Origin of the sequence: Neptunomonas sp., from assembly GCF_041601355.1 — a bacterium.
Lineage (GTDB): Bacteria > Pseudomonadota > Gammaproteobacteria > Pseudomonadales > Balneatricaceae > Neptunomonas.
This window is the reverse complement of record NZ_JBFIIH010000007.1, coordinates 33681-55442: the sequence shown is the minus strand read 5'-3', so window position 1 is coordinate 55442 and position 21762 is coordinate 33681. Positions and strand designations below refer to the sequence as shown.

General features: G+C 46.7%; 21 protein-coding genes. 13 read left to right on the top strand and 8 right to left on the bottom strand.

The window, feature by feature from the left end:
- Window positions 1–33: 33 nt before the first annotated feature.
- The 7 genes from ABY436_RS02375 to yjgA all read left to right on the top strand — a co-directional run bounded on the left by ABY436_RS02375 (window position 34) and on the right by yjgA (window position 5514).
- Window positions 34–1527, top strand: a complete 1494-nt coding sequence (locus tag ABY436_RS02375) for an RNA polymerase factor sigma-54 (RefSeq protein WP_372737424.1) — start codon at window positions 34–36, stop codon at window positions 1525–1527.
- Between the two features lie 54 nt (window positions 1528–1581).
- Complete coding sequence (gene hpf, locus ABY436_RS02370) at window positions 1582–1872, top strand: ribosome hibernation promoting factor (RefSeq protein WP_090729373.1); 291 nt, start codon at window positions 1582–1584, stop codon at window positions 1870–1872.
- Between the two features lie 18 nt (window positions 1873–1890).
- Window positions 1891–2349: a PTS IIA-like nitrogen regulatory protein PtsN gene (gene ptsN / locus ABY436_RS02365; RefSeq protein WP_372737423.1), complete on the top strand. Its 459-nt coding sequence runs from the start codon at window positions 1891–1893 to the stop codon at window positions 2347–2349.
- Window positions 2350–2359: 10 nt separating this feature from the next.
- On the top strand, window positions 2360–3223 hold the full coding sequence (gene rapZ, locus ABY436_RS02360; RefSeq protein ID WP_372737422.1) for an RNase adapter RapZ: 864 nt from the start codon (window positions 2360–2362) through the stop codon (window positions 3221–3223).
- A gap of 29 nt (window positions 3224–3252) precedes the next feature.
- Window positions 3253–3522 (top strand): HPr family phosphocarrier protein, encoded by a 270-nt coding sequence (locus ABY436_RS02355; RefSeq protein WP_372737421.1) that lies wholly within the window; start codon window positions 3253–3255, stop codon window positions 3520–3522.
- A 98-nt stretch (window positions 3523–3620) separates the two neighbouring features.
- Entirely contained in the window at window positions 3621–4973 is a 1353-nt protein-coding gene (gene mgtE / locus ABY436_RS02350) for a magnesium transporter (protein WP_372737420.1), read from the top strand.
- 4 nt (window positions 4974–4977) lie between these two features.
- A complete protein-coding gene (gene yjgA, locus ABY436_RS02345) occupies window positions 4978–5514 on the top strand; it encodes a ribosome biogenesis factor YjgA (RefSeq protein WP_372737419.1) in 537 nt (178 codons plus the stop codon).
- 52 nt (window positions 5515–5566) lie between these two features.
- On the opposite strand, the gene ABY436_RS02340 is transcribed toward yjgA, so the two are convergent.
- The 7 genes from ABY436_RS02340 to ABY436_RS02310 form a co-directional block, all read right to left on the bottom strand.
- Window positions 5567–6376, bottom strand: a complete 810-nt coding sequence (locus tag ABY436_RS02340) for a carbon-nitrogen hydrolase family protein (RefSeq protein WP_372737418.1) — start codon at window positions 6374–6376, stop codon at window positions 5567–5569.
- Window positions 6376–10260 carry a YhdP family protein gene (locus ABY436_RS02335; protein ID WP_372737417.1) on the bottom strand — a complete coding sequence of 1295 codons (3885 nt, stop codon included), beginning with the start codon at window positions 10258–10260 and terminating at the stop codon, window positions 6376–6378. The genes ABY436_RS02340 and ABY436_RS02335 overlap by 1 nt, the downstream gene beginning before the upstream one ends.
- A gap of 117 nt (window positions 10261–10377) precedes the next feature.
- Window positions 10378–11856: a ribonuclease G gene (rng, locus tag ABY436_RS02330; RefSeq protein WP_372737416.1), complete on the bottom strand. Its 1479-nt coding sequence runs from the start codon at window positions 11854–11856 to the stop codon at window positions 10378–10380.
- A 57-nt stretch (window positions 11857–11913) separates the two neighbouring features.
- A complete protein-coding gene (locus tag ABY436_RS02325; RefSeq protein ID WP_372737415.1) occupies window positions 11914–12492 on the bottom strand; it encodes a nucleoside triphosphate pyrophosphatase in 579 nt (192 codons plus the stop codon).
- Window positions 12493–12513: 21 nt separating this feature from the next.
- Entirely contained in the window at window positions 12514–13002 is a 489-nt protein-coding gene (mreD, locus tag ABY436_RS02320) for a rod shape-determining protein MreD (protein ID WP_372737414.1), read from the bottom strand.
- Window positions 12995–13885, bottom strand: a complete 891-nt coding sequence (gene mreC, locus ABY436_RS02315; protein WP_372737413.1) for a rod shape-determining protein MreC — start codon at window positions 13883–13885, stop codon at window positions 12995–12997. The genes mreD and mreC overlap by 8 nt, the downstream gene beginning before the upstream one ends.
- Before the next feature lie 61 nt (window positions 13886–13946).
- The gene (locus ABY436_RS02310) at window positions 13947–14984 is read right to left on the bottom strand and encodes a rod shape-determining protein (protein WP_372737412.1); all 1038 of its coding nucleotides are present in this window, start codon (window positions 14982–14984) and stop codon (window positions 13947–13949) included.
- A gap of 148 nt (window positions 14985–15132) precedes the next feature.
- Between ABY436_RS02310 and gatC the strand changes: the two genes are divergently transcribed.
- From gatC to ABY436_RS02280, 6 genes are all read left to right on the top strand, one after another.
- Complete coding sequence (gatC, locus tag ABY436_RS02305) at window positions 15133–15420, top strand: Asp-tRNA(Asn)/Glu-tRNA(Gln) amidotransferase subunit GatC (RefSeq protein WP_372737411.1); 288 nt, start codon at window positions 15133–15135, stop codon at window positions 15418–15420.
- Window positions 15421–15453: 33 nt separating this feature from the next.
- Window positions 15454–16905 carry an Asp-tRNA(Asn)/Glu-tRNA(Gln) amidotransferase subunit GatA gene (gene gatA, locus ABY436_RS02300; protein ID WP_372737410.1) on the top strand — a complete coding sequence of 484 codons (1452 nt, stop codon included), beginning with the start codon at window positions 15454–15456 and terminating at the stop codon, window positions 16903–16905.
- A gap of 15 nt (window positions 16906–16920) precedes the next feature.
- Window positions 16921–18372, top strand: a complete 1452-nt coding sequence (gene gatB, locus ABY436_RS02295) for an Asp-tRNA(Asn)/Glu-tRNA(Gln) amidotransferase subunit GatB (protein ID WP_372737409.1) — start codon at window positions 16921–16923, stop codon at window positions 18370–18372.
- Window positions 18373–18594: 222 nt separating this feature from the next.
- A complete protein-coding gene (locus ABY436_RS02290) occupies window positions 18595–19590 on the top strand; it encodes an ATP/GTP-binding protein (protein WP_372737408.1) in 996 nt (331 codons plus the stop codon).
- On the top strand, window positions 19565–19951 hold the full coding sequence (locus ABY436_RS02285; protein WP_372737407.1) for a hypothetical protein: 387 nt from the start codon (window positions 19565–19567) through the stop codon (window positions 19949–19951). Before ABY436_RS02290 ends, ABY436_RS02285 begins: the two co-directional genes overlap by 26 nt.
- Window positions 19952–19961: 10 nt before the next feature.
- On the top strand, window positions 19962–20492 hold the full coding sequence (locus ABY436_RS02280; protein ID WP_372737406.1) for a DNA-deoxyinosine glycosylase: 531 nt from the start codon (window positions 19962–19964) through the stop codon (window positions 20490–20492).
- Here the strand turns inward: ABY436_RS02280 and ABY436_RS02275 are convergent.
- Window positions 20478–21395 (bottom strand): GlxA family transcriptional regulator, encoded by a 918-nt coding sequence (locus ABY436_RS02275; protein ID WP_372737405.1) that lies wholly within the window; start codon window positions 21393–21395, stop codon window positions 20478–20480. The two genes, ABY436_RS02280 and ABY436_RS02275, sit on opposite strands and share 15 nt — an antisense overlap.
- Window positions 21396–21762: the final 367 nt, after the last annotated feature.

The window sequence follows — 21762 nt, the reverse complement described above, 5'->3', positions numbered from 1 at the left end:
TAAGCAAGTTTTTCGGAGCAACGTTGTAATTTTATGAAGCAGTCATTGCAACTAAAAATGGGTCAACATCTGACCATGACCCCTCAGTTACAACAAGCTATTCGCTTGTTGCAGCTATCCACGCTTGATCTCCAGCATGAGATACAAGAAGCGCTGGACAGCAACCCCATGCTCGAAACCGGAGACGAAGCTGACGAGCCCGCTGAAGCACAACGAGAAATAACCACCCCCAGCGAAGATCACGATTTCGCACAATCAAACGCGTCAAAAGATGAAAGTATCGATAATTCTGCTGTCGACCAATGGAGCGACAGCATTCCGGAAGATCTGTCAACTGACTCGTCCTGGGAAGATACCTTTCAATCAACAACAAGCTCCGGCCAGCGAGAAGATGACTCCTTTTTCGAATCCAATGATTCGGCCGATGAAACCCTTCAGGATCATCTCAACTGGCAATTGAATCTCACACCAATGAGCCCTGCCGATCAACTGATCGCAGAAGCAATCATTGATGGCATTGATAACGAAGGCTATTTACGCACCACAACCGAAGAGATTCTGGAACATTTCAAAGAAAGCGAACCGGACCTGTTTGCCGAAGCCGAATTAGATGAAGTTGAAGCCGTTTTACATCGGATACAACAGTTCGACCCGCCCGGTGTTGCCTCAAGAGACCTGGGAGAATGCCTCAGCATTCAATTGCGTCAACTGCCTGCTGACACACCTTTACTTTCGCAAGCACTCACACTGTGCAAGCAATATATTCACTTGCTGGGTACGCGTGATTACAAACAACTGTTACGAAAACTCAGGCTGAAAGAAGATCAACTCCAAGCCATTATTGTTCTGATTCAGTCACTTAACCCTTACCCGGGTTCAATGATTTCGAGTAGTAAAGCTGAATACGTGATTCCCGATGTCTATGTTGAGAAATTCCAAGGCGTCTGGACGGTCAGACTCAACCAGGAATCCTCTCCCAACCTCAGAATTAACACCAGTTATGCAGATCTTATCCGCCGTGCGGATAGCAGTGCCGATAACACCTATCTGAAAAACCATTTGCAGGAAGCACGCTGGTTTATTAAGAGTTTACAAAGCCGTAACGAAACGTTACTCAAAGTTTCCAGCCAGATTATCGAACGCCAATCTGAATTCCTTGAGCATGGCGAAGAGGCAATGAAACCAATGGTTTTGCATGATATAGCCGAAGCGGTTGAGATGCATGAATCTACTATCTCTCGTGTCACCACGCAAAAATATATGCACACCCCCCGAGGGATTTTTGAGTTAAAGTACTTCTTTTCCAGTCATGTAAGTACGAACGATGGAGGTGCGGCATCATCTACGGCTATCCGTGCCGTTATTAAAAAAATGATCGCTGCTGAAAGCACAACCAAACCACTAAGTGATAATAAAATTGCACAACTGCTGGACCAGGAAGGGATACAGGTGGCAAGAAGGACGGTTGCAAAATACCGCGAAGCAATGGGAATTGCTCCTTCAAATGAAAGGAAGTGTCTGGTTTAATGAATATGTTCTGACGACAAACGTCGTTGTTTCTCGTTGTTTAAGGAGATACCTATGCAAATCAATATTACAGGTCATCACGTAGAACTAACTGAAGCGTTATCTGAGTATGTACATAATAAGTTTCAGAAGCTTGAGCGGCATTTTGATAATATTACCAATGTACAAGTGACCTTAAGCGTTGATAAGCAACGCCAAAAAGCAGAAGCTGATATGCATATTGCCGGTGGAGAACTGTTTGCCACCAGCGAACAAGATGATATGTATGCATCTATTGATGGATTGATTGATAAGCTAGATCGCCAGATAATCAAACACAAAGAAAAAACCAAAAGCCATAAGTAACCTAAAAACTGAAATCACATGCCCATTCTGTCATTGTTAACACCTGAACGCGTTCTTCAAAATATTGAAGGCGGAAGCAAAAAACGTATCATTGAATTAGTCAGCAAAATTATTGCTGAGTCTGACGATGACCTCACTGCGGAAGCGGTCTTCAGCGGCCTCATTGGCAGAGAACGATTGGGCAGTACCGGCATTGGCGAGGGTGTAGCAATACCGCACTGTCGCCTTGCCGGTGTGAACAAAGCAATCGGCGCTCTTATTTCCTTATCCGAGCCCATCGACTTTGATGCGATCGATAACCGACCGGTAGATTTACTCTTTTTCCTGCTCGTTCCTGAAGAAGCATGCGATGATCACTTAAGCACATTAGGAAAATTAGCTGAAGTATTCAGCCAGGAAGAGCTACGCTCAAAGTTAAGAGACACCCACTCAAAAGAACAGCTATTAGAAGTAGCCACTGAGCTATTTCGAACATAGGATGGGATTTATGAAACTAGTCATCATCAGCGGGCGATCAGGCTCAGGTAAAAGTACTGCACTGCAAGCGCTTGAAGATGTTGGTTTCTATTGCATTGATAACCTTCCGGCAAAGCTTTTACCTGATTTAATCAGCCACATGCTAGAAGATGACGCACAATTAACCCGCATTGCGGCCTGCATTGATGCAAGGAACTTATCAAGCAACCTGGAAAAGCTACCCGATATCTGGCGTCAATTTAAACAGCATACTCAAATTTCAGTAGAGCTACTCTATCTGGACGCCTCTCACGATACATTACTAAAAAGGTATAGCTCAACCCGACGGCGACATCCTATGGCCGAACTGGTTAACAACTTACCTGATGCTATTGAATATGAGAGAACCTTATTAGAACCGATTGCCGATTTGGCAGATCTGCGTATAGATACGACCCTCCTGTCTATATACGATCTTAGAGATTCTATTAAGCTCAGAGTCGCAGAACGCAGCGAACAGTCTCTTTCATTACAATTTGAATCCTTTGGTTTCAAACATGGTGTCCCCATGGATGTAGACATGGTGTTTGATATGCGGATTTTACCTAACCCCTTCTGGATTCCTGAATTAAGAAAATTCACCGGTCGTGACCAGCCGGTTATCGACTTTCTGGATCAGGAAAAAGATGTCCACGAAATGATTGAGGATCTTCAGAAATATCTCAGCAAATGGTTACCCCACTTCATGAAAAACAACCGTAGCTATGTCACGGTAGGTATCGGCTGCACCGGTGGACAACACCGCTCTGTGTATGTGACAGAACAACTAGCTAGTCATTTTAAAACACATATGGACAATGTGAATATCAGGCATCGGGAACTACATAGAACGTAGTTTTACTATTCAGAAAGGAACGAGGCACTATGCTCGATTTGAAAATAACCATAATAAATAAACTGGGCTTGCATGCGCGTGCCGCTGCCAAATTAATCAACACAACCACTCGCTTTGCAGCTGATATACGCATATGTAAAGACGGCCGGGAAGTGGACGGCAAGAGTATCATGTCAGTAATGATGCTAGCCGCCAGCAAAGGTACTGAACTAACTATCACTGCTGACGGTACGGATCAGGCAGACGCCATTTCAGCCATTGCAACCTTGATAAATAACCGCTTCGACGAAGAAGAATAAACACCGATAGCTACCTGCAATTACTGAACCCAACCTCGCAATCCGCTATACTACGCCATCAAGAAATAATACCGTGATATTTCGCAGTTAAGGGTAATATGGCTACGAGTGACGAAACGACAGCGCTGGATAAACTCAATCGCTCTTTAGAGAGCGGAGCTTTTCAACATGCACGTTTTACACTCAATAACTCACTACGTCCTGCCGAAGTAGCGCATTTACTAGAGAAATCTCCGCCCAAAGAACGTGAAATCCTCTGGAACCTGATACACCCGGATAACGAAGGTAAAGTACTTCAATACCTCGCCGATGACATACAGTCTGACCTCCTCAGTAAAATGGACACCGACCGCGTTCTCGCCATCACAGAAACGCTGGATGCCGATGATGTCGCTGATGTTTTGCAACAACTACCCGAACGGGTAACCAAAGAACTGCTGAAGATCATGGATCAGCAGTATCGTGAACGCTTAGAAGTCATTCTTGCGTATCCGGAAGATACTGCTGGCGGCCTGATGAATACGGATACCGTTGTTATCCGTCCGGATATCACCGTAGAAACCGTATTACGTTATCTTCGCCGCCATAGCGAAATTCCGGAAATGACCGATAGCCTGTTTGTTATCAGCCGTCGTAAAGAATCCTACATCGGTACTTTACCACTGACTAAACTACTGGTGTCTGATCCCGACATTACTGTTCGTGAGATCATGAACACCGATATCGAGCCGATCCCTGTAGACATGCCTGATGATGAAGTCGCGTCATTGTTTGAAAAACACGATTTAGTCTCGGCACCTGTGGTCAACAAAAAAGGTAAATTACTCGGTCGTATCACTATTGATGATGTGGTGGATGTAATCCGTGAAGATGCCGACCATTCCATGATGAGCATGGCCGGCCTGGATGATGATGAAGACACCTTTGCACCGCTGATGAAAACCACCCGACGGCGTGCCGTCTGGTTAGGCATCAACCTGATGACAGCGCTCCTCGCCTCAGCCGTTATCGGGCTTTTTGAAGCCACCATCAATCAAGTCGTCGCACTTGCTGTGCTGATGCCTATTGTTGCTTCTATGGGAGGAATAGCCGGCAGCCAGACACTGACATTAATGATTCGAGGTCAAGCACTAGGGCACGTAGAACGCTCAAATGCCGGTTGGCTATTAAATCGTGAACTGCTTGTTGGTACGTTAAACGGCGTACTTTGGGCACTTGTGGTCGCTGCTGTGGCCATCTATTGGTTTGATGACACTACCATCGGGTTAGTCATTGGGCTAGCGATCATTATCAATCTGATTGCCGGGGCATTAGCCGGCACTCTTCTCCCCATGATTCTTAAGTCATGGGGAATCGACCCGGCCCTGGCTGGCAGCGTATTATTAACAACAATTACTGATGTTGTAGGCTTTTTTGCATTTTTAGGTCTGGCAACCTACTTCTACGGATAACACAATGAACGAAGATAATTTCGAAAATATAAAGCATGACGATGACGATGACGAAAACTTCATTAGTCGCTCGCAAAAAAAACGGGAAGTGGAAGCTTTACAGTCATTAGGAGAGCGTCTGGTTGAACTCAAACCTGCCCACCTCGACAAGCTCCCAATCGATGAAACACTGCGTACAGCTATTGATTTCGCCAAAACCTTACCGCACCGCAGCGCACTGCGTCGTCAAATGCAATATATCGGCAAACTGATGCGTTTTGCTGACGGAGAAGCGATAGCAGAAGCGATCGACCGTTTTGATGTTACAAAAGAGGCGCATAATAAAGTTTTCCATAAACTGGAAAAGTGGCGTGACCGCCTGATTGCAAATGATAAAGACAACAGCATGCTGGATGTTATCATCACGGAATACCCGCATACCGATATTCAACACCTTCGCCAGCTGGTTAGAAATGCGCAGAAAGAAGTTGCTCTTAACAAGCCACCTGCCGCCGCCCGTAAATTATTTAAATATTTACGTGAATTAGAAGAAAATCAATAATATCAGACAGGCTCAGGGGTTAAAAAGTCACATAACCCCGGGCCTGTGGATTTTAGCGACGATGTAACAAAACAGGCATACGCTGGCGCACTTGACACAACAGCTCAAAGTCTAATTCGGCTAACACAACGGCTTCTCCGCCGTCACAACGGGAGAGTACCGATCCCCATGGATCAATAATCATTGAATCACCTGATGTTTCACGTGAGACGCTATGCACACCACCTTGATTTGCGCCAAGCACAAAACACTGTGTTTCAATCGCGCGAGCTCTTAACAACACTTCCCAATGTGCTTTTCCAGTCACCTTAGTAAAGGCAGATGGCACAACTATGATCTCTGCGCCCAACTCTCTCAATTTCCAGAAGTGATCAGGAAAACGCAAGTCGTAACAGATGCTCAACCCTACCCGCCCCATCTCCGTGTCTACCACGATCAACTCATTGCCTGGCGCAATCACATCTGATTCACGGTAACTGCCGTGACCATCTCTGACATCCACATCAAACAGATGGCGTTTATCATAACGACCTGCCACATCACCTTGCGGATTATATACACGCAGTGCTGAGCGGACTTTCTTGATTTCAGGAGTTTCGCTAAGTAACGGAAAACTGCCGGCAAATATCCATACCTTCAAAGACCCCGAAAGTTCACTAAGCCAACGACTTATATTGCCTGCTTCAGCTTCATGTTTTGCCAACCTGAAAAGCTGCTGACTATCAAAGAGTGCAAAGTTCTCTGGCAACAGCACTAATCTTGCACCCGCGTCCACAGCCTCGCGGATCAAGCGTTCCGCCACCCGTAAATTGCTATCAAGATCACTCGTAGAAACCATCTGTATAACAGCAACACAACTCACTATTTATCTCCTGACAAACCGGGACGAAGATTACGCGATTTAGCACTACCAGGGGTCACAATTTTAATCTCAGGCTCTGCCCATGACCCTGATAACAGGTAAGTTAATGTCGATACTTTTTCAAATTTATCGCCAATCAGTTTATCCAACAAGAAAACTGCACCTGCTATTTGCGGCGCACCGAGTAAAACGGCTGCAATGGGTACATTACTGGTTAACGGCAACACGACATCCATCTGACTATCCAACGTTTGCTCAGCGATATCGATACTACCCTGCATGTTTATATTCGCAGAAGGGCCATCCATCGTGAGGGGCTCCTGACTATAGGCAACACCGTTGTTTAACAAATAGTGTGCTCTGATACTATCAAAAGCCACACCGGCTTTAACAAGATCAGTAAAATTAAGCTTCAAACGACGAACAACAGTATTGAGATTCAAAATACCGAACAAGCGTAAAATATTACTACTCTCCCCTGTTTCAATAATGCGTCCTTTTTTCAATAGCATAGTGTAACGGCCATTCAAGCGCTTTGTTTCAAAATCCCATGGATATCCTGGCCATGAGAAATCACTCTGCATGTTCGTATACTCTGACTCGATAACCCCCTTATAGCCAAAATGTCCGAGCAAGCTACCAAGATCCCCTCCCTCCAATGTCATATTCACAAAGCTATCGGCGTTGTTATTCTGTAGTCGCCACCCCGCTTCACCCTTCATTATGAAGTCATTAAAACTGCCCAGAATGCTTTTCATGGTCAACTGACCCACAACATCCGGCTCAATTCGCATCGACCAATGACCAAAGGGTTTTGAATTGATATACAGCTGCTTAATAGCAATATCGATCATTGGCCACTCTTGTGTCTCTACAACCCCCGGGGCATTTTTACTACTGACTGAATCCTCTCCCTGCTCCTTGCTCTGGCTTAGATACAAATAATCAAGATTGACCTGATAAGGTCCTGAATTCACAGGTACTCTTATTTCACCTGCAACCTTAGGGCTAGCGAAACCTATTGCCGTATGGGTAGCCGGGGCTGTGCTCAACACCAGATCAACATCATCGATCTGCACACTCCCTGCATTTAATCGCGATATTTTCAGGACAAGTTGCTTCAGCCCTTCCCCGGAAGTAGATGCGTTTTCGCTACCCCACCACTGATTACGCATCAAAAACGCTTTTAATTCATCAAGATCAACCAGAGCAAGGCTCCCTTCGATCCATATCCCTGGCTCCGCTGGCTCCGCTGGACGTTTACCACCAAAACTAATACGGGTACGCGGCGCACCGTCAATAGCCTTGGTCACGCCACGAAGCTGATCACCGAGCTTATAGCGCCAGACAGGGTCTGTAATGCCTATCTGCGCAACAATCTGTAGCGGTAAAGACACATCCGCTTCCTTACCAAACGGCACCGGCGCTTGTAACGATATGCCCTTCAGATCGGAGTCGATCACCAGCTTATTACACGCGGAAGAACCAGAACAAATATCCAGCCGTGCAGTAATCGCGGCGCTTCCTGCCGCACTTTGTAACAGTGAGAAATCTATCTGTTTTTTCAGTGCATCAATACCAATGTTACCGGCAAGGTAGACTCGCGTAAGTGCGGGAACCCCCTGTCTTTTTGCAACCGGTTCTATACGAATGCTCACAGGCGCGTTCATTAGGTTTGCCTGAAGATTGTCACTAAAGAGGCCTTTTTCTGAACTGAATATAATATCGCCAACAACCTGACTAAAGGCCAGTTTAGCGGACCGGTCTTGAAACAGGCTATTGGCCACGTGGGAACTCACCGTCACCACAGGTGTTTTTTTCCCCTGTAACGGCACCACCAGACTGACATCTGTTTTATGCTTCCCACTGAGCTCCCAGGTGTCCAGCCCTGCACCAACGCTATCATGCAGCGATGTGGTACGTAACACTGTCAAAATATCGCTGGCATCTCCTGCTACTGTGGCTTTTACACTTAAATCAGTCGATCCCGCCGGCAACTGAACTTCCACCCTGCTGACACGACTGTTCAGCAATGCGCCACGCTCTGCTTTAATATCTAATCCCGCCTCATCCAGACGAACTTTCAGGCCGGCCTGACTGATAACCGGCCAGTCAGGCTGGAACTTAACGGTCGCATCAGACACATCAAAGTAAAGCTGCACGGATGGCGGCAATCGATCAGCTAAGCGCCGGGTTCCGGCTCTGAGAACTACCATCCCCTCATTAACATGGCCTCCCTGAATCGCATCAGATACCCATTGATGCAACGACTCGCCAACGACTTCCGGAGGAATATATAAAGAAGCCTGGCGACCATCGGTATCCTTCATGCCAATTAGTAATATCAGCTCTGTCTGATGCTCTCTATCTAACGGAAGATACATACTAAAACGCCCGGCTGCCGTTGTTGCTGAACTTTCAAGATTCAGTAAACTACTATTAACCGTCACCACTGGGCGCTCATGCCCTACTCTGCTCTCGATAATCCAGTTAACCCGGCCCTTGGCGTGACTATAATCCCATCCCTGCGGGAAAAGATCAGGAAACCCCATGTGGAAATTTTCAGTATTAAGATCAATAGATCCCGTATCCTTGGTGAAGCCCAAACGACCCGTTACATTTTTTAATACCGGTGCACCATAATAATTTTCAACACTCACCTGATGCAGATCACCAGCTCCCTGGAAGCGTGAGTAATCGTTTCTATCTGACCAGACTATTTGCAGATTTTTCAGAGATCCTTTTGCATTGAGTTTTAACAACGCATCGTTAAGGCTCTCAGGAAGGTAGGGCTTATCAGTAAACCATTCTGATAACATCCCAAGATCTATCTCCTTAACATTGATCTGCTGCAAAGCGACTTCATCTTCACCCCAGACAACGTCGGCGGAGACAAAAGGCATCGTTAATTTCGCCTTACTATTTTGAACAATCAGATCAGATACAACGAGATTAAACTGTTGGGGGTTGCTCGGCTGCAGCGTAAAAGTCAGTGCGCTGTCCGTAATATTCTCTAGCGAAGCTTGCTCAAAAGACAACTGACTAATCTGTAATGCCCCCTGAACTGATTCGAGCCTGCGGTTATTCCAACGCCCCCACAGCTCAGCACCCATATCAAGACGCTTTACACTAAACGGCAACTCGATAAGATCCAGATTCAGTAACTGCTGTCCCAGATTACTGACTTTTGCATAAAGCCGGTAATCGGCCGCCAACGGATCTAAAGGAAGATTTTCTGTTTCAATAGCAAACTCAACGTGAGACTCACTGCTACCCGCCACTGGCAATGTTAATGAGCCATGCAGGTAGTGCTGCTCAGCCGCATTGTTTAACAGAAAAGTGATCGGGAATAACCGTTGCATCTCGCCCTGCTCGGGGTACAGTGACAAGCTGGCATTGCTGAAGGAGACTTCAGGCTGCCGAGACAAAACCGCAATAATTTGACGAACAAAAGCCGAGGCATTGGCAGGCACATTATCATTCGAAGCAGCGGCCCCCCAGCGCCCTTGGCGCTGATGGATCTCTACCTCCGTCTGCTCAATCGATAATTTCGCAAAAACAGGAAAAAACGACCACAAGGATGCCAATAGATCAACCTCAGCATCCAATTGCCGGACACTGAAGTTAATATCAGGCCCCGCTTCAGACTCAGTCAGGGCTCTGATTTCGCGCAATTGAAAAACCGGGTAACGCCCTTCCCAATGAGCCGAAATATCACCAATACTGACCGCAGACCCGGTTCTTTCAGAAAGGAAAAGCTCAATAGCAGACTTATGCTCTGCTATAGAAGGCAAGAATTGACGGCTAACCGCGACCAGTATTGCCACTAACAGCAACAACACCAGTATTGCCCAAACAAGCCAGCTATAGATACGATTCAGCATCAGACTTTATCCACTCGCCGTGTCGGAGAGTACTGTTTTGCAGAGTACTATTACGGAAAGTACTATGAATGAAATAATAACGCGAAAAATATACGCTATACCACTAACCAAGCGCGGTTATCGCAGTACAACATCAAATTGCTCAGGGCTATACATCGCTTCCACCTGAAAGCGAATAGTTTTATTAATAAAGGCTTCCAGTTCAGCCACATGGTCTGAAGCATCATCTGTTAAATATTCGACAACAGCGGCGGAGGCAAGCACCAGATAAGCGTCAGTATCATAAGCCCGGTGCTGGCGTAAAATCTCCCTGAAAATTTCATAACAGACCGTGACGGGGGTTTTAATAGAACCTCGCCCCTGGCATTGGCTACAGGGTTCGCAAAGGATATGCTCCAGACTTTCCCGGGTACGTTTTCTGGTCATTTCAACCAGCCCAAGCTCAGACACACCCGTCACCTTACACTTAGCATGATCACGCTCAAGCACCCGCTCAAGCGTTCTTAGCACCTGACGCTGGTGCTCAACCAACTCCATATCAATGAAGTCAATAATAATAATGCCACCTAAGTTTCTTAGTCTCAACTGCCTGCCAATAGCAGTCGCGGCTTCAAGGTTGGTTTTAAAAATAGTCTCTTCCAGATTACGATGACCGACAAAACCACCCGTATTCACATCAACGGTCGTCATCGCTTCTGTCTGATCAAAAATCAAATAGCCACCAGACTTCAGATCAACTTTTCGCCCCAGCGCCCTTTGCATCTCATCTTCAACGTTATAAAGATCGAAAATAGGCCTTTCACCCGGATAATACTCAAGATGATCAAATATTTCAGGCACCAGAGCTTTCGAGAAGGACTGCGCTTTCTGGAAGGTTTCCTTGGAATCGATACGAATTCGCTCCATTCCCGTATGCGCCATATCTCTCAACGCACGCATATTAAGCGGTAGATCTTCATACACATTTGATGGCACTGCCGCCGTCTTGATATCGGCTTCAATAGATTTCCACAAACGCCTTAAGAACTGAACATCGGCCACCAGCTCTATTTCAGAAGCGCCTTCGGCCACCGTTCTTAAAATATAGCCTGCGGTATCAGATTCATCTGATGCAATGCTGTTCTGTAATGCTGCACGAAGCCGCTCGCGCTCTTCAACATCTTCTATACGTTGCGAAATACCGACATGGCTATTACCCGGCATATAAACAAGATAGCGGGAGGGGATTGAAATATGTGTGGTTAAACGCGCGCCTTTAGTACCGATCGGGTCTTTGGTCACCTGTACAACCAGCGCCTGCCCCTCTTTTAGCACCTGTGAAATCGATATACTGCTTTTCTCTTCACCATTGGCAGGCTGCGGCAACACATCCTCAACATGAATAAAGGCGGCGCGCTCAAGGCCAATTTCAATAAATGCCGCTTGCATACCAGGCAGCACCCGTACGACCTTACCTTTATAAATATTACCGACTATTCCCCGTTTCGCCGAACGCTCTACATAGATCTCCTGTGGCATCCCGTTTTCAATAACAGCAACGCGGGTTTCCATCGGGGTGAAATTAATCAGGATTTCTTCTCCAACGTTTGCTGCCACAGCAATATTCCTACCTATTTTTTAATGTTAGCTTTTTAAATACCAGATTTTAAAACACTAGACTTGCCAAATTTGGATCCCGGCTTTACTTAAGAGTTCCGCGGTTTCTGCTAATGGCAGACCGACAACGTTGGAATAACTCCCTTCTATCTTACCAACAAATATAGCAGCATATCCCTGAATGCCATATCCGCCTGCTTTATCGCATGGCTCCCCTGTCTGCCAATAACGGCGACATAGCGCGACATCCAAGTCTTTAAAAGTAACATGTGTCACGACCACCTGGCTATTAGCATAACCATTACCGGTCAGGGCGATACCCGTCATAACCTGATGTGTTCTGCCGGACAATTGCTGCAGCATCTCTACTGCCTGATCTTCAGAATCTGGTTTACCCAATATTACGCCATCAACAACGACCGTCGTATCTGCACCCAGAACCACACCTTGCTGAGAATTAATCCGGAATCCTGCCGCTGATTTTTCACAGGCTAAACGACGCACATAATCTTCAGGCCGCTCATCAGGCAGGACACTTTCATCAATATCCACACTGCATTGTTTAAAAACAACACCTATCTGTGCCAATAACTCCTTGCGTCTGGGAGAAGCCGAAGCCAGAATCAAATCACACATAAGCGACTCTAATCAGAAAATTTAATTGACGTGAAAAGTCCGTCGTATGCCTCTTAATATAACAAAAACCCAAGGCCATAAAATCGCACTAACAAAAGCCGGCAACAGAAAAATAAGACTATCGCCGGTACTACCGGACAAAGATTGAATCCAGTGGAAGATCAATTGATTAATACCCACCAGCACCAGCACCATCATCGCCTGCTGCCACAAAGGATACATTCTCAGCCTTTTATGCAGGATCAGGGTGAGGAATGCCACCATCGTTAGTGAAAGCGCATTCATGCCAAGCAAACTGCCCTTTAACACATCCAATGCCAGACCTGATACCCACGCCATACCAATGCCGAAACGGTGCGGTAATGCCATGACCCAATAAATAACAATCATGGCAACCCATTCAGGCCGCCACCAGACAAACATCGCGGGCAAAGGCATTTGACTTAGAATAAAGCCAATGATCAAGGTGCCGATAACTATCAGCACGCCTCCGTTATGCCGTTCATTCATCTGCTTGCTTTTCCTCAGGAGGCGCTGGGTTTTGCAAAGCGTCTTGCAATGGCTCTTCCCGATTTTCACTTACCGGCTCAACCAGCAACAAATGCCGACTTTTATCTAAGCGTGCCGCAGGCACTGCTTTTACAATTGAAAATGGCCGCCCCGGATCACGCACAACACTGGTCACTTTCGCCACCGGATACCCATATGGGAAGCGCCCGCCTAATCCAGAAGATACCAACAGGTCTCCTACACGCACATCAGCCGTATCAGGAACATGCTCTAACTCCAGCTCATCCAATGTACCTTTACCCAGAGCGATAGCACGAAAACCATTACGATTAATCTCAACCGGCAGCGCATGGCGTGCATCAGTAATCAGCATAACCCGGCAGGTATAGTGAGAAACATCGACGACTTGCCCGAGCACGCCTCGTGCATCCAAAACGGGCTGACCAAGGAAAACACCATCCTCCTGGCCTTTTCCCAAGATGATCTGATGCTGGAAGGGGTCAGGGTTAACGCCAATCAACTCGGCTAGCTGCACCTCATTTTTAATGCGCTGACGACCACTCAATAGCTCACGAAGCCGCAAGTTCTCAGTCGTCAGTGAGGACATTTGCTGGACTTGCTCATCCAACAAAATAACTTCAGAACGCAACTGAATATTATCTCTTACAAGAGAACGACGACTAACCAATACATCTGACAGATCATCTGCTACACGTGTGGGCAGATCCACCAACCACTGGACAGGCGTCATCACAAGAGAAAGCACACTACGTGCCTCGCGAGTACGGGAAGAATTCAGGTCGCTGACTATAAATAAAATGGCAAGCAAGACCAGAACAACGAAAAAAAGGCGAGGGATACCGCCCTTAAATATTGGCTTCACGCGACCGCCCTCCTCAATCTCAAAGAAGGGGTTTCACAGCTACTCATAACAACAACCGCTGTTATTCGAACGTTAGCAGCTCAAACGCGTGCTTATCCAGCAACTCCAACGCTCGACCACCACCACGGGCTACACATGTAAGAGGATCTTCCGCCAGAATAACAGGAAGGCCTGTTTCTTCACTGATCAGGCGATCAATATGACGCAACATTGAACCACCACCCGTTAACACGATACCTTGTTCTGCGATATCAGATGCCAACTCAGGAGGACATTGCTCAAGGGCACTTTTAACCGCCTGTACAATAGCAGAAAGCGGATCCTGTAAAGCTTCCAGAATCTCATTACTATTGAGTGTAAAGCTACGTGGAATACCTTCTGCCAGATTGCGTCCGCGCACATCGATTTCGAGTACTTCTTTACTTGGATATGCAGAGCCAATCTCTTGTTTGATACGCTCAGCGGTAGCTTCACCGATCAAGCTACCGTAGTTACGACGCACATAAGTGACGATCGCTTCATCAAAGCGATCCCCACCAATGCGCACAGATTCTGCGTAAACAATACCGTTCAGAGAGATGACGGCGATTTCAGTAGTCCCACCGCCGATATCCACGACCATCGAACCACTGGCTTCTTCAACAGGTAAACCAGCTCCTATCGCGGCAGCCATCGGCTCTTCAATCAGATACACTTCACGTGCACCGGCACCCAAAGCAGATTCTTTAATGGCACGACGCTCTACCTGCGTTGATTTGCAGGGAACACAGACAAGCACTCTCGGACTAGGCGAGAAAAAGCTATTATCGTGCACTTTGCTAATAAAATACTGCAGCATTTTTTCAGTAACATGAAAGTCTGCAATAACACCGTCTTTCATTGGACGGATCGCTGTAATATTCCCCGGTGTACGGCCCAGCATGCGCTTAGCGTCTCTACCAACAGCAGCGACAGACTTTTGATTACCACTTTGTCTGATCGCAACAACAGAAGGTTCGTTAAGAACAATGCCTTTATCACGTACAAAAATCAGCGTATTAGCTGTACCCAGATCGATTGATAGGTCGCTCGAAAACAGACCCCGTATTTTTTTGAACATGTCGAATGGAAACCTTAAAGAGTTACAGGTATAGCTGAGGTATTTTTAAAAACACGTAACTCTAGCAACGGCAGGCATTTAGAGCAAGGAGCAAATATGTTAAGTTAGTCTTTTTTTCGCCAAAACCGAGACAGTTAGCGAGATCACCATGGCTCTAAACAGAACCGATGTAGAAAAAATCGCCCATCTGGCGCGTTTGCAGATAGATGAGAACGATGTACCTGAATATGCAAAAAATCTGTCCGACATACTGGACCTCATCAGCCAGATGCAAGATATCGACACCTCCGATGTGGAACCACTGGCACACCCACTCGATGCAGTGCAGCGCCTGAGAGCGGATATCATTACTGAGCAAAATCAGCGCGAGCACCTTCAACAAGTCGCACCTGCAGTAGAAAACGGCCTGTTTCTAGTGCCTAAAGTGATTGAATAATAGCGCCCGCGAACGATTTAGGACTAAATAAAGATGTTAAATAAAACACTGGCCGGATTGGCCAAAGGGCTTCAACAGGGCGAATTCAGCAGCGTTGAGTTGGCTCAGGCATATCTTCAGCGCATCAAAAACGAAGACAGCAAATACAACAGTTTTATTACTGTTACTGAAGAACTCGCACTGCAGCAAGCCGCTGCTGCCGATGCCTGCCGCGCAGCAGGTAACGCTGGCATAATGACCGGCTTGCCAATTGCGCATAAAGATATTTTTTGCACACAAGGCGTCCGCACCAGCGCTGGTTCAAAAATGCTGGATAATTTCATATCACCTTATGATGCAACAGTTATCCGCAAATTTAATGCAGCAGGCTCAGTGACCCTGGGTAAAACCAATATGGATGAGTTCGCTATGGGCTCGTCAAATGAATCCAGCTTTTACGGCCCATCCCGCAACCCCTGGAACACACAGCATGTTCCTGGTGGATCTTCTGGTGGATCGGCTGCAGCCATTGCCGCCGGACTCGCGCCAGCGGCAACCGGCACAGATACTGGCGGGTCGATTCGCCAGCCCGCTGCATTTTGCAACCTGACAGGCCTTAAACCTACGTATGGCCGTGTTTCCCGTTACGGCATGATTGCCTACGCATCGTCATTAGACCAAGGCGGCCCAATGGCTCAAACGGCTGAAGACGCGGCTATGATGTTGAATGTCATGGCAGGTATGGATCCACTCGACTCTACCTGTGTTGACCGTGCGGTGCCTGACTACACATCCAATCTGAATGCACCACTGGCAGGTTTAAAGATAGGCTTACCAAAAGAATTTTTCTCTGCCAGCCTTAACCCTGACATAGCCGCACTCGTTCATGCCGCTGTCAAAGAATATGAAGCATTAGGCGCAACAGTAAAAGAAGTCAGCCTGCCAAATACAGCCTTATCAGTTCCGGCCTATTACATCGTTGCACCAGCAGAAGCGTCATCTAACCTGTCCCGTTTTGACGGTGTACGTTACGGTTATCGCTGTAAAGATCCGACAGATCTTGAAGACATGTATAAGCGCACCCGCGGAGAAGGCTTTGGCACCGAAGTCAAACGCCGCATCATGGTCGGCACCTATGCCCTTTCTGAAGGTTTTTATGATGCTTACTACAAAAAAGCACAGCAGATCCGCCGCTTAATCCAACAAGATTTTGTGCGCGTATTATCTGAAGTCGATGTCATCATGGGGCCAACAACGCCAACGCCGGCCTTCAGGCTAGGTGAAAAAACATCTGACCCTGTAGAAATGTATATGGAAGATATCTTCACACTATCGTTAAATCTGGCAGGATTACCGGGCATGTCTATTCCTTGCGGTATGAGCAACGGCCTACCGGTAGGCTTACAGGTTATCGGTAACTATTTTGCTGAAGAAAAGCTTTTGAATGTCGCCCACAAATTCCAGCAGGCAACTGACTGGCACACCCTGAAGCCTGCAGGCCTTTAAGAGGAATAACGAATAATGGAATGGGAAACAGTGATCGGGCTGGAGATTCATGCTCAGCTCGCGACAACCACTAAAATTTTCTCGGGTGCCAGCACCGCCTATGGGGCGGAGCCAAACACCCAGGCGTGCGCTGTCGATTTAGCATTACCGGGTACACTCCCCGTTTTCAATGAAAACGCGCTACGTATGGCTGTTATGTTTGGTACGGCGATTGATGCTGAGATTGGCAAGGTATCTGTGTTTGATCGTAAGAATTATTTTTACCCGGATTTGCCGAAAGGCTACCAAACCAGTCAACTCTTCTATCCAATTGTGGGTGAAGGGCACATTGATATCGAATTAGAGGATGGCACGACAAAACGTATTGGCGTAACACGTGCCCATCTTGAAGAAGACGCGGGAAAATCACTGCACGAAGAGTTCGCCAGCATGACAGGTATCGACCTGAATCGCGCGGGCACACCACTGCTGGAGATAGTATCTGAACCGGATATGCGCTCTGCTGAAGAAGCCGTTGCCTACGTGAAAAAAATCCACTCTCTGGTGACTAATCTGGGGATCTGTGACGGCAACATGGCAGAAGGTTCTTTCCGCTGCGATTGCAATGTATCTGTACGCTATAAAGGAGAGGCTCTGGGCAACCGCACAGAAACCAAAAACATCAACTCTTTTCGCTTTATAGAAAAAGCGATTAAGGGTGAAGTCGCGCGCCAGATCGATATTCTCGAAGATGGCGGCCGCATTACTCAGGAAACCCGCCTGTACGATGCCGACAAAGATGAAACCCGCTCAATGCGCAGTAAAGAAGAAGCCAACGATTATCGCTACTTCCCTTGCCCGGACCTGCTCCCTATCGTCATTGATGACGAGTATATCGACGCGATTCGTAACGCACTGCCAGAATTACCCGATACGCGCCGGGCTCGTTTTATCAACACCTACCAATTATCATCTTATGATGCCGGTGTGTTATCTGCTTATAAACCGCTATCTGACTTTTTTGAAACAGTGGCCACCATATCGGCTGACGCTAAACTCTCCGTTAACTGGGTGATGGGGGAACTCTCCAGGCACTTGAATCAGCATGATACTGATATCAAAGACAGCCCCGTATCGGCAGAGCAACTGGGCGGCTTACTGCAGCGGATTAAAGACCATACCGTGTCAGGAAACATTGCCAAGAAAGTATTTGAAGCCATGTGGAAAGAAGGCGGTAGTGCTGATGAAATTATCGAAGCAAAAGGCCTGAAACAGGTAACTGATACGGGTGCTATTGAAAAAATAGTCGACGAAGTCATTGCCAATAACCAAAAGCAAGTTGATCAATATGTCGCTGCTGAACCTGATAAGCGCGGAAAAATGATTGGCTTCTTTATGGGACAAGTCATGAAAGTATCAGGCGGCAAAGCTAACCCGGGTCAGGTACAAGGTATGATGAAGCAAAAACTGGACGCTCTCTGCCCATAGGTCTCACCCTTTAGAACAACCACATAAAAGCCAGAAGTAATTAATTGCTTCTGGCTTTTCTATTTAGATTTATAGCGCTCTGACTGGCAATCGGAATTTTTAAGCTATAATTCAGTTCAGTGTCGATTCACCGGATTACATGATAATACCAGCCTTCTGATCTTGTCAGCTGATATCACTCGTAAACACAGTCTTAAAAATGGAGTTTATAAAAAGTGCGTCATGAAATCATATAAAGTGCTTTTTGTTGGTTCACCGGGTTCGGGGAAGACCACAGCAATCAGAACCATCAGCGATGTCGATGTAGTCGATACCGACACTAAGGTGTCTGACTCAACTATTAAACGAAAAAGAACAACGACCGTCGGCATGGACTACGGTAAGTTATCTCTGGGTGAAGATAGCGTGCTTCATTTATATGGCACGCCGGGACAAGAACGCTTTAAGTTCATGTGGGACCTGATGGTTAGCGATTTAGCGAACGATGCTTCGGCGCTTATCCTGCTTATCGACAATACACGCAACTACCCTTTTCGCGACATTGATTATTATCTGAGTGAGTTTTGGGACTACATTGTCAAACGACACTTTATTATCGCAATTACACGTTCCGACCTGACCCCTAGCCCGACTGAGGCCGAATACCAGAATTACCTGAAAGATAAAGGTATCCTGGCCCCTATTCTTTTCATCGATGCACGCAAATCGATGGACGTTATGGATCTGGTAGTATCGGCTTTGAATCAGGAGAGCGACATCGATTGGGCGGAAGTCTCACATCGCGTTGCCATGACCGAATTAAAGAACCGCAACCCTGACCCTGACTCTCCTCAATTTGAGTGGCTACGAAAAACCCGGGACGTGCCCAAAATATCTATTATCGAAGCAGCCATGCAAGTACGAGGCATTTCCGGTGCCACCCATCTGAATAAAGAATTTAATACGATCGATACCTCTCAGGAAGATCTGGAATGTAACAACCTTTTCAAATCGCTGGCCAAACTGGCGGCAGCCATTAAAAGCAAAGCCCCTCAGCTCGAACTGGTACGCAACATCTCACTACATGCTCCTGATAAAGATTCAGTTTCAGTTTTTCTCGAGCAAGATCAATCTTTAGGGCTGCTGACATTACCCGCACTTACACACAAACAGATCCGCCAACAAGCAGAAGACCTGCTCCAATGGAGCGACAATGTCGAAAATACTGAGAAAACTTGAGGGGATGGCCGGCACAAATTGCAGCGCCCTTGTGCAAAACAGTCAATCTCTTGCGACCACTTTCACTACCGAAGAGAGCGTTTACCTTAAACTATCCCTGCAAGCATTTACGCTCATTTTCAAACATGCTGATAAAGCCGATGCTGAAAAAGCTGCAACTGATGACATCACAGAAAAATACGACGAAGCACATTTGCAATTAGGACAACGTCGTTTGCTCTGCTTCCGCTTAGAAAACAATACATTATATATATCCATGATTGGCCAGAATGAGGATGTACACAAAGCCCAGAAAGTTATTCGTGGTGCAGTCAATATTTTGAGTAAAGTGGCAAACGCAGCCCACCAACCGAAGGTTTGAAAAACAGATCGTGAACTCTCCCGTCACCAGCTTCAACCCCATTGTCGCACCTCAAGCAAAGCTCTTGATTCTCGGCTCAATGCCGGGCGTTAAATCTTTACAGGAACAACAGTATTACGCACATCCGCGTAACGCTTTCTGGCAAATTATGAAGCATCTGCTGGAGTTTGATGATGAGCTGAATTACACCCGGCGTTTAGAACATATTCAGAGGCATGGCGTTGCGCTGTGGGATGTTGCACATCAATGCATAAGACCCGGAAGCCTGGACAGTGAAATTGATAGAAACAGCGTCATACCCAACGAGATAGCCAGATTATTAAAAGCGAACCCGAGTATCCGGGCAATTTGTTTCAACGGGCAAACGGCAGCAAAAATGTTTAAACGACATTTCCCAGGCTTGCTGACGACTCCCGGGATCTCTTTCATCACCCTGCCATCCACCAGCCCTGCACATGCCTCTCTCAGCTTCGCTGATAAATTAGCAGCATGGCATATCGTTAAAGAAATATTACGCTCTAGCGCCTCACGGCGTCATTAACACAGAACGCCCCATAGCACTTTGCTCCCCACTATGATCCGCTTCACGCTTTCGCTCCTCCCGTGGCGTCACACCATAATGATTCCGGTAAGCCGTGCTGAAATAGGAGGCGCTGGAAAAGCCACAGGCTAATCCAATCTGTAAAATTGTTTTATCGCTTTGGCGTAACAATTGGCGCGCATGCTCCAGACGAAGATCCAGGTAATATTTAGAAGGCACCGTCTGCAAATGCTTTTTAAACAAGCGCTCAAGATGCCGCCTGGAAACCCCCACATGGTGTGCCAGATCATCTGTCGACAAAGGCTCTTCGATATTCATCTCCATCAAGGTGACCGCTTCGATCAATTTTGGCTGACTGGCACCAATTCTTGCTTTTAACGGAATACGCTGTTGCTCCTCTGACGTGCGCATACGCTCATAAACAAACTGCTCGGATATCGATGCAGCCAACTCCATACCATGCCCCTGAGCTATCAAAAACAACATCATATCCATAGCGGCAGTTCCGCCACTGCAGGTATAACGTGCACCATCAATCTCAAACAGGTTATTTGTTACCAGAGTATTGGGGAATTCATCTTTAAGGCTGGCGATATCCCACCAGTGTATTGTCGCCCTATAATTGTTCAGAAGCCCCGCACAAGCCAACAGATAGGAGCCCGTCCCGATACCACCCAATGCAATGCTACCCCGGCTCTGGCGGCGCAACCAGCCAATCACGGCTTCATTGCCGGTTCGTGCAATGGGACTTGCACCACACACAAAAACGGTATCTAACGAAGGAATATCATTAAGGCTGCAATCTACCAGAATTTCAACACCCAGGCTGCTTGCAACCGCTTCACCGTCATGACTTACCAGGACAGTCTCGTAAAGATCATCTCCACTCACCCAATTCGCCATCCGCAACGGCTCTATTGCCGATGAGAAGGCAATAAGGGAAAAATTAGGAAGCAATAAAAAACCAAACCTTTTAGGTCTGGGTTTATTTTCTTGCGTGCTCTGTTTCCATATTGCCAACGGACTTGCCTCTGCATATTCTTATTAGTAAATAGATCTGAGCCTAACAATAATGATCTTTAGAGCCTAATTCCTTAGCCTTTTTTCCAAATGTCAGCTTAGCGCAAGTTCATGTCGCACTACAGAAATTAAAGGCCTGTATTCATGAGCGTTTTTTACTGATACTGACTATAGACAACTCAACAGGCCGGTTGTTACTGGCCTTTGACCTAATATTGGGCTGAACGGACGCCCACCATAAGCTCCGAAT